This window comes from Mucilaginibacter sp. P4_C11 (genome assembly GCF_056402115.1).
The window spans coordinates 122,797-137,716 of record NZ_JBFUIA010000010.1 but is presented as its reverse complement, the minus strand read 5'-3'; the positions used below and the strand labels follow the sequence as shown (position 1 = coordinate 137,716).

The 14,920-nt window shown below is 41.3% G+C and carries 14 protein-coding genes and 2 tRNA genes; 7 read left to right on the top strand and 9 right to left on the bottom strand.

The annotated features are described in order from the left end of the window. The first annotated feature begins 31 nt into the window (after nucleotides 1-31). Nucleotides 32-1,885: a CocE/NonD family hydrolase gene (locus AC1DU2_RS11475; RefSeq protein WP_477384487.1), complete on the top strand. Its 1,854-nt coding sequence runs from the start codon at nucleotides 32-34 to the stop codon at nucleotides 1,883-1,885. Then, entirely contained in the window at nucleotides 1,882-2,325 is a 444-nt protein-coding gene (locus tag AC1DU2_RS11470; RefSeq protein WP_477384485.1) for a DUF4304 domain-containing protein, read from the top strand. Before AC1DU2_RS11475 ends, AC1DU2_RS11470 begins: the two co-directional genes overlap by 4 nt. 4 nt (nucleotides 2,326-2,329) lie before the next feature. Here AC1DU2_RS11470 and AC1DU2_RS11465 read toward each other — a convergent pair whose 3' ends face one another. The 5 genes from AC1DU2_RS11465 to kdsA all read right to left on the bottom strand — a co-directional run bounded on the left by AC1DU2_RS11465 (nucleotide 2,330) and on the right by kdsA (nucleotide 7,934). Continuing rightward, the gene (locus AC1DU2_RS11465; protein WP_477384483.1) at nucleotides 2,330-3,115 is read right to left on the bottom strand and encodes an ABC transporter substrate-binding protein; all 786 of its coding nucleotides are present in this window, start codon (nucleotides 3,113-3,115) and stop codon (nucleotides 2,330-2,332) included. A 1-nt stretch (nucleotide 3,116) separates the two neighbouring features. Continuing rightward, nucleotides 3,117-4,520, bottom strand: a complete 1,404-nt coding sequence (locus tag AC1DU2_RS11460; protein ID WP_477384481.1) for an undecaprenyl-phosphate glucose phosphotransferase — start codon at nucleotides 4,518-4,520, stop codon at nucleotides 3,117-3,119. A gap of 199 nt (nucleotides 4,521-4,719) precedes the next feature. Next, on the bottom strand, nucleotides 4,720-6,051 hold the full coding sequence (locus tag AC1DU2_RS11455) for a nucleotide sugar dehydrogenase (protein WP_477384479.1): 1,332 nt from the start codon (nucleotides 6,049-6,051) through the stop codon (nucleotides 4,720-4,722). Between the two features lie 59 nt (nucleotides 6,052-6,110). Then, complete coding sequence (locus AC1DU2_RS11450; protein WP_477384477.1) at nucleotides 6,111-7,046, bottom strand: KpsF/GutQ family sugar-phosphate isomerase; 936 nt, start codon at nucleotides 7,044-7,046, stop codon at nucleotides 6,111-6,113. Between the two features lie 114 nt (nucleotides 7,047-7,160). Then, nucleotides 7,161-7,934, bottom strand: coding sequence for a 3-deoxy-8-phosphooctulonate synthase (gene kdsA, locus AC1DU2_RS11445; protein WP_477359728.1), 774 nt, complete (start codon nucleotides 7,932-7,934; stop codon nucleotides 7,161-7,163). Nucleotides 7,935-8,072: 138 nt separating this feature from the next. Between kdsA and hscB the strand changes: the two genes are divergently transcribed. The 4 genes from hscB to AC1DU2_RS11425 all read left to right on the top strand — a co-directional run bounded on the left by hscB (nucleotide 8,073) and on the right by AC1DU2_RS11425 (nucleotide 10,246). Beyond that, entirely contained in the window at nucleotides 8,073-8,597 is a 525-nt protein-coding gene (gene hscB, locus AC1DU2_RS11440; RefSeq protein WP_477384475.1) for a Fe-S protein assembly co-chaperone HscB, read from the top strand. Nucleotides 8,598-8,625: 28 nt separating this feature from the next. Continuing rightward, nucleotides 8,626-8,705 (top strand) — tRNA-Leu (locus AC1DU2_RS11435). 126 nt (nucleotides 8,706-8,831) lie between these two features. Further along, nucleotides 8,832-9,296: a hypothetical protein gene (locus tag AC1DU2_RS11430; RefSeq protein ID WP_477384473.1), complete on the top strand. Its 465-nt coding sequence runs from the start codon at nucleotides 8,832-8,834 to the stop codon at nucleotides 9,294-9,296. A gap of 284 nt (nucleotides 9,297-9,580) precedes the next feature. Beyond that, on the top strand, nucleotides 9,581-10,246 hold the full coding sequence (locus AC1DU2_RS11425; RefSeq protein WP_477384471.1) for an adenylate/guanylate cyclase domain-containing protein: 666 nt from the start codon (nucleotides 9,581-9,583) through the stop codon (nucleotides 10,244-10,246). A gap of 501 nt (nucleotides 10,247-10,747) precedes the next feature. On the opposite strand, the gene AC1DU2_RS11420 is transcribed toward AC1DU2_RS11425, so the two are convergent. From AC1DU2_RS11420 to AC1DU2_RS11410, 3 genes are all read right to left on the bottom strand, one after another. Continuing rightward, nucleotides 10,748-11,623 carry an RNA polymerase sigma factor gene (locus AC1DU2_RS11420; protein WP_477384469.1) on the bottom strand — a complete coding sequence of 292 codons (876 nt, stop codon included), beginning with the start codon at nucleotides 11,621-11,623 and terminating at the stop codon, nucleotides 10,748-10,750. A gap of 271 nt (nucleotides 11,624-11,894) precedes the next feature. Next, nucleotides 11,895-12,305 (bottom strand): DUF1348 family protein, encoded by a 411-nt coding sequence (locus AC1DU2_RS11415; protein ID WP_477366524.1) that lies wholly within the window; start codon nucleotides 12,303-12,305, stop codon nucleotides 11,895-11,897. A 174-nt stretch (nucleotides 12,306-12,479) separates the two neighbouring features. After that, a complete protein-coding gene (locus AC1DU2_RS11410; RefSeq protein WP_477384467.1) occupies nucleotides 12,480-13,418 on the bottom strand; it encodes an alpha/beta fold hydrolase in 939 nt (312 codons plus the stop codon). Nucleotides 13,419-13,729: 311 nt separating this feature from the next. Between AC1DU2_RS11410 and AC1DU2_RS11405 the strand changes: the two genes are divergently transcribed. After that, nucleotides 13,730-14,509, top strand: a complete 780-nt coding sequence (locus AC1DU2_RS11405) for an SDR family NAD(P)-dependent oxidoreductase (RefSeq protein WP_477384465.1) — start codon at nucleotides 13,730-13,732, stop codon at nucleotides 14,507-14,509. Nucleotides 14,510-14,724: 215 nt separating this feature from the next. Here AC1DU2_RS11405 and AC1DU2_RS11400 read toward each other — a convergent pair. Then, nucleotides 14,725-14,798 (bottom strand) — tRNA-Pro (locus AC1DU2_RS11400). Nucleotides 14,799-14,920 lie beyond the last annotated feature (122 nt).

The window sequence follows — 14,920 nt, the reverse complement described above, 5'->3', positions numbered from 1 at the left end:
AATATATTTACGTTTAAACGTACACCTCCCTATGAAAAAACTGTTACTGCTTACAATTCTTTTAGCACCCGCGATAGTATTTGCCCAAAATGCCGACTCGGCCTGGTTTGTAAATAATTATATCAAAAAAGAAGTGCAAATACCGATGCGCGATGGGATAAAGCTTTTTACATCCGTTTATCAGCCTAAAGACCAGGCTGAAAAGCACCCGATACTGATAACCCGAACGCCGTATTCCTGTGCGCCGTATGGCAAAGATTACCGCGGATACTGGCGAAATTTCATGATCAAATATTGCAAAGAAGGCTATATCATGGTGATTCAGGATATCAGGGGGCGCTGGATGAGCGAAGGAACTTTCGAAGTGGTACGTCCTTTCAATCCCAATAAAAAGACAAGTAAAGATATTGATGAGGCCAGCGATACCTATGATACTATAGACTGGCTTGTTAAAAACCTGGATAACAACAACGGTAAGGTTGGTGTTACCGGGATTTCGTTCCCTGGATTTTATGCAACTGAAGCTGCCTTAAGCGGCCACCCGGCATTGAAGGCCGTTAGTCCGCAGGCACCGGTTACCGATAGATTTTTTGGCGATGACGACCACCATAATGGCGTTTTATTTTTGATGGACGCATTTGATTTTCACGTGGGGTATGGTTTTAGCCAGCCACGCCCCCATCCTACCACATTGCCTGCCAAAACGTATCCAATAAATGGCCCTGATAACTATGCCTGGTACTTAAAAATGGGGGCATTACCCAACTTTACCAAAGCATCGGGCGACAGCCTTAAATTTTGGAGCGATATGATGGTTCATCCCAACCTTGATACCTGGTGGAAGGCCCGCGATACGCGCTCGGGGATTAAAAACGTAAAGCCTGCTATGTTGGTTGTGGGTGGATTATTTGATGCCGAGGACGGCTACGGAGCGTGGAATACCTACCAGGCTTTAGTGAAGCAAAGCCCGGCAACCAAAAGCAATTTGGTAGTAGGTCCCTGGTTTCACGGGCAATGGGCAAGCAAAGATGGTACTCATTTAGGCAACATCCAGTTTGGTAGCAAAACCAACGAGTGGTACCAGGAAAACATCGAAATTCCGTTCTTCAATTACTATTTAAAGGGGAAAGGCTCGATAGATACGCTTAGTAAAGCGACTATATTTTTTTCTGGCGAGAATAAATGGCGGAAGTTACCCCAATGGCCACCTGTTGATGCTGTGCCTACGCCGATTTATTTTGAACAAAACGGGAAATTATCTTTTGATAGCCCAACAAATACCAAAAACACCTTTGACAGCTATACAAGCGACCCGGCCAAACCGGTTCCCTATGCCGAAAAGGTGCACGAATACCGCACCCGCGAGTACATGACCGACGACCAGCGTTTTGCCACCCGCCGCACCGATGTTTTAACTTACAGCACCGATACATTAACTAACGACATCACGCTTGGCGGCCCGGTAACTGCCGACCTGATGGTTAGTATTTCAAATACCGACGCCGATTTTGTAGTGAAAATCATAGATGTTTTCCCCGATAATACACCAGCCAACCCTGTTACCAAATACCCTATGGGCGGCTATCAAATGCTGGTACGGGCCGAAATTATGCGCGGCAGGTACCGCAATAGCTTCTCGGCACCCGAAGCATTTGTGCCGGGAATGCCTACACAGGTAAAATTCCTGGTACCGGATGTTGCCCATACTTTTAAACAGTGTCACAAAATAATGATCCAGGTACAAAGCAGCTGGTTTCCATTAGCCGACAGAAATCCGCAGCAATTTGTGGATATTTATCATGCAAAGGACAGCGACTTTGTGAAAGAAACTATCAATGTTTACCATGGTAAATCGAAAATAATTTTGCCGGTGATGAAACCATGATAACAGGAAAAGAGAGACGCCTGCTTATGAATGAGGCTATCAAAACCATAGCTGTACCATTTTTTAGAGAACAAGGATTTAAGGGGTCATTTCCGCATTTCAGAAGAATGAAAGAAGACAGGATAAACCTGATAACTTTTCAATTCAGCTTCAGTTCACCTCGTTTTGTCGTCGAAATCTCAAACTGCTCAACTAAAGGGATAGCAAGACCATGGGGAGAAGTTGTAAAACCTTCAAGTTGTACAGCCCATGATATGTATAAGCGATTAAGGTTAGGTAGCATTAAAAACAAAACAGACCATTGGTTTGATTTTAGCAAAGATATTTTGTGGGGTAATATCTATCGAAAAAAAGCAAAGGAAATAATTAACCTTTGGCAGGAAGCTGAAAATTGGTGGGGTGAAGATCCAGATAACCAGCGAAATGAAATGGTACCTTAAAAAATCAAGCTATTATCTCAGTCGTCAATTCATTTAAATACTCCGGCACCTGCAACAACCTGCTCCCATACCATGAAAACATTTCGCCATCAACCAAAACAACTTTGGCTTTTGGCAGCAATTGTTTAAACTCATGGATATGTTTTTGTTTGAACGGGTATGGCTCGGACGATAAAAACACCACACCGGGATTAGCAGCAACCAACTCATCCGGAGATACTTCAGGATACCGTTGCGATTCGAAAACGTTGGTTAAGCCACACTTTTGCAGCAAGCTATCAATATACGTTTGCCTGCCAGCAACCATATACGGATTTTTCCATATAAAGTAGGCTACGGTAATATTCAAAGAGGGAAAAATACCTGCATCAAAACGGCACCTGATTTCGAGATTTAAAGCGTCGGCCTCCTGTCTCTTACCGGCAATGTCGCCAATACCCTGGATCATGGTTAAGGCGCTCTCCAGGTCATTTATATCACTTATCCAAACAGGGCAAACATCCATCAGCTCTTCAATCTGGCCGCGATCGTTCTCTTCTTTGTTAGCGATAATTAAATCGGGTTGCAGGGATTTTATCAGTTTAATATTTAGTTTCTTGGTGCCCCCTACTTTGGTTATGGCTTTAACTTTTGCATTCGGGTGAATGCAAAATTTGGTAATACCAACAATCTCAACATCCAAACCTAAATAAAGCAAAAGCTCGGTTTGCGAGGGCACTACAGAAATAATACGTTTTGGTATAGATGGCAGATTAATTACGCGGTTTAACTGATCGCGAAACCCGGCCATGTTAGAAAGCGTTCTTCTCTCCTCTTAAAGCATTCCAAAACGTTAAGAAAACAATCTTCATATCCAACAGGAATGACCAATTCTCGAGGTACCAAACATCCGCCTCAACACGTTCAAGCATAGCCTGAGTTGTTTGGGTTTCGCCCCTTAAGCCATTTATTTGGGCCCATCCTGTAATTCCGGGTTTTAAAAAGTGCCTAACCATAAATGTATCGATAAGCTGCGAATATTGCTGTGTATGGCTAATCATGTGTGGCCGTGGACCTACTACAGACATGTTGCCCAATATCACATTAAAAAACTGCGGAAGTTCATCAAGACTGGTTTTGCGAATAAAAGCCCCTGTTTTGGTGATACGGGAGTCGCCACGGGTGGCCTGCTTCTTATCAGAGTCTTTGTTTACCCGCATACTACGGAACTTATAACATTTAAATGGTTTATTATCCCGTCCCGATCGTTCCTGTACAAAGAATACCGGACCTCGTGATTCAAGTTTGATTAAAATGGCTAGAATAGGAAAAAGCCAGCTGAACACAAAAAGAATAATAAACAGCGAAAACAAAACATCAAACAACCGTTTTATAAAGCGGTTGAGCATGTTCTCCAATGGCTCGGGCCTTACAGATATAACGGGAATATGCCCAAAACTTTGTATAAAAGTTGGTTTTTTTGCATAATCATAATACTCCGGAATAAACTTAAACCTGATGAGGTTTTTATCAGCATCAAGCATTAGCCGCTCTATTGTGGCAGCTTCGGAATTGGGCAGGGTACAAAAAATCTCGTCTACCTTGTTATTTAACACATAGCTGATACAATCATTTGTTCCACCCAAATAAAGGTGCTTATCATTTACAAGTTCCGGATTATCATCAAAAAAACCTACAAGGTTGTAGCCACGCTCGGGGTTTTGTTTAAAAAAACCGTACAAATCGGCACCTATCCTACCACCACCAATAATAATAACCGCACGGGTATCTATCAATGATGCCCTGTCACTTTTGCGTATTGTAAGGAATATCAGCTTCCACAAGCCAAGTAAAAATCCAAATAATGCAAGGGAATAAAACAGGTATTCGCGTGTAATAAAGTATGCTTTTGTACCTATAAGTATAATTATGGTAAAACAAATAAAKCTTACAAACAACAGGTAGGTCTTTATTACCCCACGATATGTTTTGATAGAATCTTTATTCAACACATGTTCATACAAGCCGGTAATATTGGCCGATAATAACCAGATCAAATTAAACACCAAAACAATGGGTAAATATTTCCTGTTGTTTATCCAAAAAATGTATGACCTATCTTCGATAAAGTAAGAAATTACCATGCTCATATTAAGTATAATATAATCAATGGTAAGGTTCACTGCTTTAATAAAAGTAGCGTATCTGTGAATCATGTATTAGAGCTTGTTGAAGTATATAACACCCGCTAAAATTAGCATATTTATTTATAAATAACAATGTGATAATTGAAAGTACAATTGTTTACAAATGTGTTATTGCATAGGTAACAAAATTAAAAATTAAGAAATTCATATCAAATCAAATATAAAACTACCATTGGTTTTTACAACAATCTTATTTCAAAACGCATTATTATAATCTGCCATCAACAATGCTTTTATCCAATACTCCTTTTATATCATAAATTACCGATGAAGAACCTTTTTTTAACTTATCATAATTAAGGCTAAGAAATTCCCTGTGCGATACTGCAACTATAATAGCATCATATCCGCCTTTTAACTCATCAAATGTTTTAAGGGTTTTCACCTTATACTCTAATTCAACCTCAAATGGGTCTGCCCAGGGGTCGTAAATTTCATAGCATGCCTCAAACTCACTTAAAACTTTTACGATATCAATTACCCGGGTATTGCGCACATCAGGGCAGTTTTCTTTAAAAGTAAAACCGAGTACAAGCACATTTGAGTTTTTTACCGGAATATCTTTTTTAACCATCAGCTTAATTACCTCCAGGGCTACATATGTACCCATGCCATCATTTAGCCTGCGGCCAGCCAATATAATCTCGGGATGGTAACCTACCTCCTGGGCTTTTTGGGCAAGGTAGTACGGATCAACACCGGTACAATGGCCGCCAACAAGTCCTGGTTTAAAATTCAGGAAATTCCACTTGGTACCGGCCGCCTCTAAAACAGCATGAGTATCAATACCCATGATCTGAAAAATTTTGGCCAACTCATTTACAAACGCGATATTGATGTCGCGCTGGGAGTTTTCAATCACTTTACAGGCTTCAGCAACTTTTATACTTGGGGCTTTGTGTGTTCCCGCAGTTACAATCATCTGATAAAGTTTATCAATAAAATCGGCAGCTTCGGGCGTTGAGCCCGAGGTGACCTTCAGAATATTAGTTAGGGTATGTATTTTATCCCCGGGATTAATCCGCTCGGGTGAATATCCCGCAAAAAAATCAACATTGAACCGGAGCTTAGATACCCGTTCAAGTATAGGCACACATACCTCTTCGGTTACTCCGGGATAAACCGTTGATTCATAAATCACTACATCGCCAACCTTAAGTACAGACGCAACTGATTCGCTTGCTTTTTTTATCAGGTCGAGATCAGGACGATTGTGCTGATCAGTAGGTGTTGGTACCGAAACTATAAATACATTACAATCAGCTATGTCCCCAACCTCTGAGGTAAATACAAGTTTGCCACTACCACTGCTCGACAAAACCGATTTTAATACTTCTGTATTAGTTTCTAACGTGCGGTCATGGGCGTTATTAAGTTCATCAACCCTTGTTTTTTTTATATCAAATCCTTTTACCCGGAATTTTTTTGCAAACTCAACTGCCAGCGGCAATCCTACGTACCCTAACCCTATTATTGCAATGCGGGCAGTTTCCGGAGCTTTAAATTGTTGCAGAATTTGATTTGACGGATGATCAAACATGTTTAAACAAGGGTAGATATTTGCAAATATATATTATTTTTTGAGTTGGATAAACCACATTACTGACTATAGATCTGGTATACGCCGTTGACCGACCTGTTAGATGCCGAGCCGACGAGTAACGTGGTGATTTTTTTTTCAATCATCAATTGTTCGGCATAACCCGCAAACTCCTCGCCATCAATAATTAGTGGGTTAACTGTCATTATTTCCAAAACACTTAATGTAGATGGATCAGGGTGCTTTAATAAAGCGCGTCGTAAATCGCCGTCGGTAATAATTCCTTTAATATTATCGGCCTTCCCAACAATAACCATTCCTAGTCGCCCCGCCGACATACTGAGCAATAATTCAGTAAACGACGCACCTTCATCTATAATTGGCAATTTATCTGTACGCATAACATCTTTTACCCTAACCAATAGTTTACGGCCAAGGCTGCCGCCGGGATGAAAACGGGCAAAATCATGCTGCTTGAATCCACGCGACTCCATTAATGCAATTGCAAGTGCATCACCCATAACCAGCGCAGCTGTGGTTGACGATGTGGGCGCCAATTCCAGCGGACAAGCCTCACGGGAAATTTTTATATTTAAGTGATGATGACTGTTTTTAGCAACGGTAGAGTTTAAATTGCCGGTAACGCCTATAACCAGGTTATTATTCCATTTTAAAAACGGGATTATGCGCAGCACTTCATCAGTTTCGCCTGAATACGAAATCAGCATAACAGCGTCATTAGTACCAACCATCCCAAGATCGCCATGAAATGCCTCGCCGGGATGCAGGAAAAAGCTTGGTGTACCGGTACTGGCAAGTGTGGCTGCAATTTTTTTTCCTATCAATCCGGATTTACCTATCCCGATAACTACCACCTTACCCGTACAATTCAATACAGCCTCGACGGTTTTAGTAAATTCATCGTCAATTAATTTCGCTACATGTTGCAGCGACTCTATTTCGATAGCAAAAACTCTTTTGGCAATATCCTTCATCGATCAGAATTCTCAGAATTTTAAAATTTACAGAATTGTCTCTTCAGCTTATTTGCGTTTACTTAAAATTCTGTGAATTTTTTAATTCTGCAAATTCTGATTCAAACAATTTACTTAAACCAACGAACCTATCAAGGCATCCAAATCATGTAGTTTCAGCATATTGGGACCATCGCTCAGGGCATTATCCGGATCGGGGTGGGTTTCAATAAAATAGCCATCGGCGCCAAATGCTTTTGCAGCCAGGGCCATCATCGGCACAAAAGTGCGATCGCCGCCTGTTTTGCCACCTGCTCCGCCCGGCCGTTGTACCGAATGGGTACAATCCATGCAAACGGGATGGCCAAAAGCCTTCATATCATAAATGTTCCTGAAATCAACAGCAAGGTTATTGTAACCATACATATTGCCACGCTCGGTAAGTACTACTTTGGTGTTGCCGGCCTCCAGCACTTTTTGGGCGGGATAAAACATATCAGCGCCCGACAGGAACTGTGCTTTTTTGATATTAACTATTTTACCTGTTTCGGCAGCGGCAACCAAAAGGTCGGTTTGGCGGCATAAGAATGCCGGAATTTGTAGCACATCAACCACTTCGGCAGCAATAGCCGCCTGGAAAGGTTCATGAATATCGGTGATAACAGGCAAGCCAAATTTCTCTTTAACATTTTGAAGCATTTCCATCCCTTTCCCTATCCCAGGGCCACGGTAAGAGTGGATGGATGTACGGTTGGCTTTATCAAAAGATGATTTGAAAATCACTGGCACGTTATATTTTTGGCCAACTTCGGCAACCTTTTCGGCAACGGTGTATAACAACTCCTGGTTTTCCATTACACACGGGCCCAATATAAAAAACGGCTTCTGCCGCATCTGCTCAAATAACATATTATGTAGGTTATGTGGCAAAGATAGTGATAAGCACGAATTTCACGAATGAAACTGTTTAGCGCAAGGTAGAGATATAGAAAAGCAGCAGCAAATTAAAATTCGTGTAATTCGACATAATTGGTGAAATTCGTGTTTATGAATTACTTTGAATTTTACGGCATACCCGAATCATTTAATATTGAACCAGCCAAACTCAAAAAGAAATTTTACGAACTAAGTAAACTATATCATCCCGATTTTTATGCAGGCGAGGATGAAGCAAAACAACAGGAAATACTGGAATTATCTACCCTGAATAACAAAGCCTACCAGGCATTAAATGACCCCGCACGCAGAATGGAATACGTTTTAAAGCTCCATGACCTGGTTTCTGAAGGTGCAAAACCACAATTACCGGCTGATTTTTTGATGGAAATGATGGATATTAATGAAAGATTGATGGAAGTTGACAACAGCACAGAACTGGCATCAATAACGGCAGAAGTACTTGCCTTTGAGGCTGATATTAACGAAAACCTGCACGGCCTAACAGCTGATTATACGCAACTTGACCATACTGCACAGGAAGAACGGCGTATAAAAATTGCAAATATTTACTACAGACAAAAATATCTGTTGCGAATTAAAGAGAGTTTAGATACATTTGCAGCCCGCCTGTAAAAGATCGCTGATCAGATTTACAGAGTATGCCCAGCTGGCGGAATTGGTAGACGCGCTGGTCTCAAACACCTGTGGGAAACCGTGCCGGTTCGACTCCGGCGCTGGGTACAAAGCCTTCCTGAGAAATCAGGAGGGCTTTGTTGTTTTTACGCCTGATTTTATCAACTTAAAATCCGCAGGATAAAAAAATAAAAAACTTTAAAATATTTTTGTCGGCTAATCGTCTGCATAAACATGTACGGAACCTTATTGGCATTACACTCACTCACCCGTTGGTTGGTATTGAGTACCCTCCTGTTCGCTATTTTTAGCGCTTATCGTGGCTGGTTGTTACGAAAGCCTTATTTAAAATTCGATAACGTTGTAAGGCACACCACAGCAACAACGGCACATATTCAGTTAATATTAGGCATCTGGCTATACTTCATCAGCCCGGTTGTTGATTACTTTTTGCACCACTTTGGCACTGCAGTACATGAACGCGACATCCGTTTTTTTGGCATGGAGCATATCACGATGATGTTGATCGGGATAACCCTCATTACCGTTGGCTCGGCCAGAAGCAAACGACAGGTTAGTGACCTGCAAAAATTTAAAACAACGGCTATTTGGTTTACCATAGCCCTGGTGGTAATACTAAGTTCGATACCGTGGTCGTTTTCGCCCCTCATTAGCCGGCCAAATTTCCGGCCATTCTAAAAAAAACGATCAATACCATTACCGAATGATATTTACAACGTATGTTAAATACCATTTGGCATCGTAAATAAAAGGTTTCAGCGGGCGGCTTTTCACTATTCATATCTTATTATTGATTTAAACGGGTAGTTTTTTCGGGGCGATGCGCCAAAAAAACAGTTTACCGCTATTATCCCCGTCTTCACCGGCAAGCCGCCCCGGTTTACCTTTTTTGTTTTGCCATCGTTTGGTCATCCATCTACTTTTGTTTAAAATGATTTTAAGTGTCAATCGTCTATACTACTATGGAAAATAACTATTTCATATTGAACCCGGCGCCCGCTCCCCCAGACAAAGAGCAGGAGCTTGCCATCCTGTTTCTTGATATCCGGAATTTCACCCGCTTAATGGAAGCACAGTCTGGTAACACCGTTATTCAAATTGTGCGCCGTTTGTTCACCGCCTTTAACCAAATCATCAAGAAATTTGAAGGCAAGGTGGTAGAGATAGCAGGCGACAGCTTATATGCAGTGTTTGGTTTGCAAACCGGGTTGAAAGAATCTGTAAACAATGCTTACCAGGCTGCCAAAGTGATGTTCCAGGCGGTTAGCCTGTACAACGAAGCTTATGACGAGCCTTATTATGGAGGCCCGCTCGAGATTGGCGTCGGCCTGCATGCCGGTAAAGTTTTTGTTGGCGAGTTTGGGCTGGATAACGCTCCGCAATTATCCGTAATGGGCCTCCCCGTAAACGTTGCATCCAGGCTACAGGCCAAAACTAAAGAGTTGAATAACGATTTGATCATTTCAGAGCATGCATACCAGTTGTTAGCAGGCGACGGAGCTATCGCCCACTATCAAACTGTGCAGTTGCGGGGGATCAGTGGAGACCAGCAGGTTCGCCTGGCGGGAAAACCATATAACAACCGTAATCATTCAAACTTGGACTATTTACTGGCTATTTCCGGGTAGCACGTAAGTCCGGCTGATTAATACCGAACAATTTCGCCGATTTTACCAGAGTTGCCCCCCGTACAAATCCCAAATAGTTTATTTCCCAACCTTTCGGACTAACCCCTTTCTTATCTGACTAACCAGGATTAACTCCAAATAAAAACCCCTTAAATCATAAAACTTAAGGGGTTTTCGACTCGATTGGTATCGCTTTTGTCGCCCTGCCTATACAAATTTCGAACCTTCCTACATGATTCGAGGTTGCTGGCTAATTTGACGTTATAAAAAATATACCTCATATAAAATTTGGGCCAATCTTGAGAGTACACGGGTTTTAATTTTAATTAGTTTAGTTTACTGGCAGCTAACTATGTATGACAACAATTAGCTTAATTCTATGGATCCTGGTGGTAGCCAGTTTGTAAAAAATGTCGTTTCCGGCAAACTTTTTACCCCTCAAATTACTTTGAGTCACTGCCCTTAATACTATAACCTGATATAAACTTAAAGAGGCGATGCCTATGATAATTGAAAAAGCTGCATAACCGCCGGATCGCTTAGAATATGACGGGACTTAATTTCGTTATCTTTTTTGGTTTCATAAGGTTGTTGAGTAAATAAGTACAAATATGGATTTGTAATCAGGTAATCTATCTCCCGGTTTTTACTTTCGACAACGGATTCTATAGAGTCAGTGAATTGACGGTAAAATTGTATTGTCTCTGGTGACACTATGCCGTCCTGGATATATCCTTTGGTTTTCTTTTGACAGCGACAAGGGGCCTCAACATTTATTAACCCGCACTTATCCTGCATAAACCTGAATAAATCATCCTTAGCACGTTGCAGTTGCTTCCTGAAATTCTCCGGTGTCACTTCAAGAATCTCGGCTGCTACACTGGATTTCAAATTGAAGATCGCACCAAGTATAAAAACCATGCGTTGTTGCCTGTCCAGGCAAATCAGCGCGCCTGTCAGGCATTTATTGCGTGTCCAGTCGATTGCCTTTTCATTGTCCACCCGCTCTTGCGGCGTCATTCCCTCATCGTTATACGCGGTATCCAAATAATCCCCGTACTCTTCAAAGGATACAACTGATTTTTCTACTTTCTTTCTCTTAGTATCGATGAACTGATTATATACCATGCGGTACAACCAGGTGCGGAAACTGCTGTTACCATTGAACTTGTCTAACTTCGACACCAGCGAAATTAATACTTCCTGTGTGAGGTCAGCGGCTTCATCCCTGTCATTTACAAATTTTAAGGCAAGATTATAGATAAACCGTTGATGACGATTTATCAATTGATTTAGTGAAGCTTTGGAGCCTTCAAAAAACTCCCTGATCAGCGTAAGATCATCTTCCTCTTTATATGATATACTGAAAGGCGTCATAATCAAAATGTAAATTGAATAACTTTTATTATTAATTATTAAAAAAAAATTCGAGCCAAAACATAATTATGTTATTCGAAAATTAAAGATTCATTGGTCTTACAAATATAGACAACACGCTGATTACCGGGCAAGCAAAGCTGTTATAGATAGCCTTGTTAAAGCGTAATATTACATTGTAGTTATTTACAAATAGGTTCGCGCGTACAATATGTAAGTATAACTCTCATAGTCAGCTACAAATAGTTCTAAAATTACTTGTACGTTCATTTTATAACCTGCGCTCGGATTCCGCAATTGGCACATCATTAATGCTGGCGAAACGCTTCATCATGAACCCATTTTCATCAAACTCCCAGTTTTCGTTTCCGTAAGCACGATACCATTCGCCCTCGACATTATGGTACTCATACTCAAAACGAACTGCTATCCGGTTATCGGTAAATGCCCATAATTCTTTTTTCAATTTATATTGATGTTCAATTGTCCATTTTTGGGTCAGAAATTTTACGATTGCTTCGCGCCCTTTGAAAAATGAGGAGCGGTTTCGCCATTCGCTGTCTATCGTGTAGGCTTTCGAAACCTTTTCCGGATCCCTGGTATTCCAGGCATCTTCTGCCATTTGCACTTTTTGCGTTGCCGATTCGAAATTAAAAGGCGGCAATGGGAGTTTTTGTTCCATTTAAATATGTTTAGTTGGTATCTAAAAGTAAATTGATAAAGTTAATCTTGGGCTATCGAATATCTATGGTAGTAATTGAAGAAAATGTGGTACTATTTAAATGTCAAAACCAGTAAGGCTATTGTCTTACTGGTCAAACACCTGCCCGGTGTTGAAATTTGATTAATTTATTGCTTAGGCCTGATTTAAGAAGTTGTTGGCTTTTTTAGCAAAATCTTCAGGGTATTGGTTTTGCGGTCCGTGGTTTGCGTCAGGATAAACAATCAACTGAGCATTTTCTAAGTGTTCTTTTAACAGAACAGAATTTATTACAGGGCAAAAAATGTCGGCATCCCCATGAACAATCAATGTCGGTTGTTTAATTGATTTGAGGTAATCGAAATTATTCTCGTGTCCTTTACCCCAGCCGAAGATCGCAGCAAGCTGGGCTGGTGCCACTTTACCTGTCAAAGCTGGTTCTTTGCCTACTCGTGTGCGAATGCGTTTCAAATATTCCCCTCCGGCTGCCTTGCTGTTTTTTGTAGGTGTGAAGAAAGCATCGAGCAGCAATTCATCAGCATGTGGATATTTCTTTTGGAGCAGCGCCCACACCTGGGGCGTGTAATCTTCCATACCTTCCCCTCCGCTTGGGCCGGTTCCGATCAGGATCAGCCTGCGGATCAGTTGCGGCTGTTGATAGGCCAAACATTGTGCCACCATGCCGCCGATGGAGAAACCCAATAAGTCGATTTTTTTCAAGGTGAGTGCATTAACGAAAGTGTAAGCATCCCTGGCCATTTGCTCAACTGTATTAGGCGTAGTACCGGTAGAAGATGCAACGCCGGTATTATCAAAGATGATTACTTCGCGCTCTTTGGCAATTTTATCTAACACTGCGGGGTCCCAGTTGTCCATTGTCCCGGTAAGGAAATTGGTGAATACCAATGGCAACCCATTTTTGCGCCCAAAGCGACGGTACGCGAATTTTATGCCGCCTGCTTCAACGAAGCTGGTTGGAGCATTACGTGCAGAATATACGCCCGATGTGGTTGCTCCCAGAAGTTTGGTTTTAGGCAATATCGATAAGCTCGCTGCTGCTATAGAACCTATTTTTAGAAATTCTGTTCTTTCCATTTTTTTATTTTTTGAATATCAAACGGCCGGGTTGAAATGCCCCTGCCGCTTTTCCAGTTGTTATTTTACCCTTTGACGTAAAATTTAAAAACTGTGACAAAGGGGCAAATATTTAAGAAAATGGAAACTCAAAATTAAAACGGTCAAAACAGCACTGCTTATAGTTGGTATGGGCAAAGCAACCGCAACCTTGCTTGTTGGAGACTCGCAAACGCTATAACCACCAAATGAAAGTTTTTATAGGCTTTAGACAAAACTTTGTCACAGAATTTAAAAACTACGTCAAAGGGTAAATTTCAATAAATAAGAACATGAAAAATCAAGATTTAAACGGACAAGTAGCCCTGGTTATAGGTGGAACCAGTGGTATGGGCAAAGCAACAGCATCATTGCTTGCTGAAAGAGGCGCAAATGTTATTGTAGCTAGTAAAACAAAAGATTCAGTTTTAGCAACAGTAACTGAACTTTCTAACAACCATCCACAAATCAAGGTTGTAGGTAAAGTTGTTGACATTACCAATACTGAAAGTGTAAAGGCGTTCATTGCCGAAATTGAAAAAGAAAGCAAAATTGATTACCTGGTGAACGCATCCGGAATCTTTAGGCCAAAACCATTTTTGGACACACCCCCCGATGAATACGCTGCTTTGCTGGACATCAATACAGGTTTCTACTTCATCTCACAGGCGGTAGCGAAGAAAATGAAAGAAAACGGTGGCGGCGCTATCGTAAACATTGGTTCTTATTGGTCAGAAAATGTTGTAAAGGGCATGCCTACTTCGGCTTACTCGGTAGCCAAAGCAGGTTTGCATGCGTTGACCAAACACCTTGCAGTTGAGTTGGCGCCTGAAAACATTAGAGTAAACGCTATTGCCCCGGGTCTTTTTGTGACCAATGTATTAAACGATGTTGTGGGTGTTGAAAAGGTTGAAGAAACCTACAACAGCCTGTTAGGCCTCAACCCACTCGGTAAAAACGGCAAGCCTGAACAAGCGGCCAGCGCGATTGTATTCCTTTTGTCTGACGAAAGCGCATTCACTACCGGTGCTATTTTAGCAGTAGACGGCGGCATGTCAACAGGTCGCGGTTGATCATAGTTACTGAAATCAGCGTCTTTCGGCTATCTTTTAGTTATGCTGATAACATTGTCTTTACTGAGAAGCCAGAGACAAACTAATATTTCAAAGAAGAGATAAAAGAATTCGAACCGAAACTATATTGATTTACAGTTATTTAATTTTCAATAAATCTTTATTAAAACAAAAAACGCCCTCAGAATAATCTAAGGGCGTTTTTGCATTAATAGTCGGGATGGCAGGATTCGAACCTGCGGCCTCCACATCCCAAATGTGGCGCGATACCGGGCTACGCTACATCCCGTTCCCGTTGGGGTTGCAAAGGTAATATTATAATTCAATTAATCAAAACTTCTGAAAAAATCATCTGTATACAGCGACTACAATGCTAAGTTGGTATTTTAGTAGGGCATTACGGCCAGTGAT

What these genes read in the sequence shown, in the direction of transcription:
- AC1DU2_RS11475 (WP_477384487.1), top strand. Translation starts at nt 32, where the DNA reads ATGAAAAAACTGTTACTGCTTACAATTCTTTTAGCACCCGCGATAGTA.
- AC1DU2_RS11470 (WP_477384485.1), top strand. Translation starts at nt 1,882, where the DNA reads ATGATAACAGGAAAAGAGAGACGCCTGCTTATGAATGAGGCTATCAAA.
- AC1DU2_RS11465 (WP_477384483.1), bottom strand. Translation starts at nt 3,115, where the DNA reads ATGGCCGGGTTTCGCGATCAGTTAAACCGCGTAATTAATCTGCCATCT.
- AC1DU2_RS11455 (WP_477384479.1), bottom strand. Translation starts at nt 6,051, where the DNA reads ATGTTTGATCATCCGTCAAATCAAATTCTGCAACAATTTAAAGCTCCG.
- AC1DU2_RS11450 (WP_477384477.1), bottom strand. Translation starts at nt 7,046, where the DNA reads ATGAAGGATATTGCCAAAAGAGTTTTTGCTATCGAAATAGAGTCGCTG.
- kdsA (WP_477359728.1), bottom strand. Translation starts at nt 7,934, where the DNA reads ATGTTATTTGAGCAGATGCGGCAGAAGCCGTTTTTTATATTGGGCCCG.
- hscB (WP_477384475.1), top strand. Translation starts at nt 8,073, where the DNA reads ATGAATTACTTTGAATTTTACGGCATACCCGAATCATTTAATATTGAA.
- AC1DU2_RS11430 (WP_477384473.1), top strand. Translation starts at nt 8,832, where the DNA reads ATGTACGGAACCTTATTGGCATTACACTCACTCACCCGTTGGTTGGTA.
- AC1DU2_RS11425 (WP_477384471.1), top strand. Translation starts at nt 9,581, where the DNA reads ATGGAAAATAACTATTTCATATTGAACCCGGCGCCCGCTCCCCCAGAC.
- AC1DU2_RS11420 (WP_477384469.1), bottom strand. Translation starts at nt 11,623, where the DNA reads ATGACGCCTTTCAGTATATCATATAAAGAGGAAGATGATCTTACGCTG.
- AC1DU2_RS11415 (WP_477366524.1), bottom strand. Translation starts at nt 12,305, where the DNA reads ATGGAACAAAAACTCCCATTGCCGCCTTTTAATTTCGAATCGGCAACG.
- AC1DU2_RS11410 (WP_477384467.1), bottom strand. Translation starts at nt 13,418, where the DNA reads ATGGAAAGAACAGAATTTCTAAAAATAGGTTCTATAGCAGCAGCGAGC.
- AC1DU2_RS11405 (WP_477384465.1), top strand. Translation starts at nt 13,730, where the DNA reads ATGAAAAATCAAGATTTAAACGGACAAGTAGCCCTGGTTATAGGTGGA.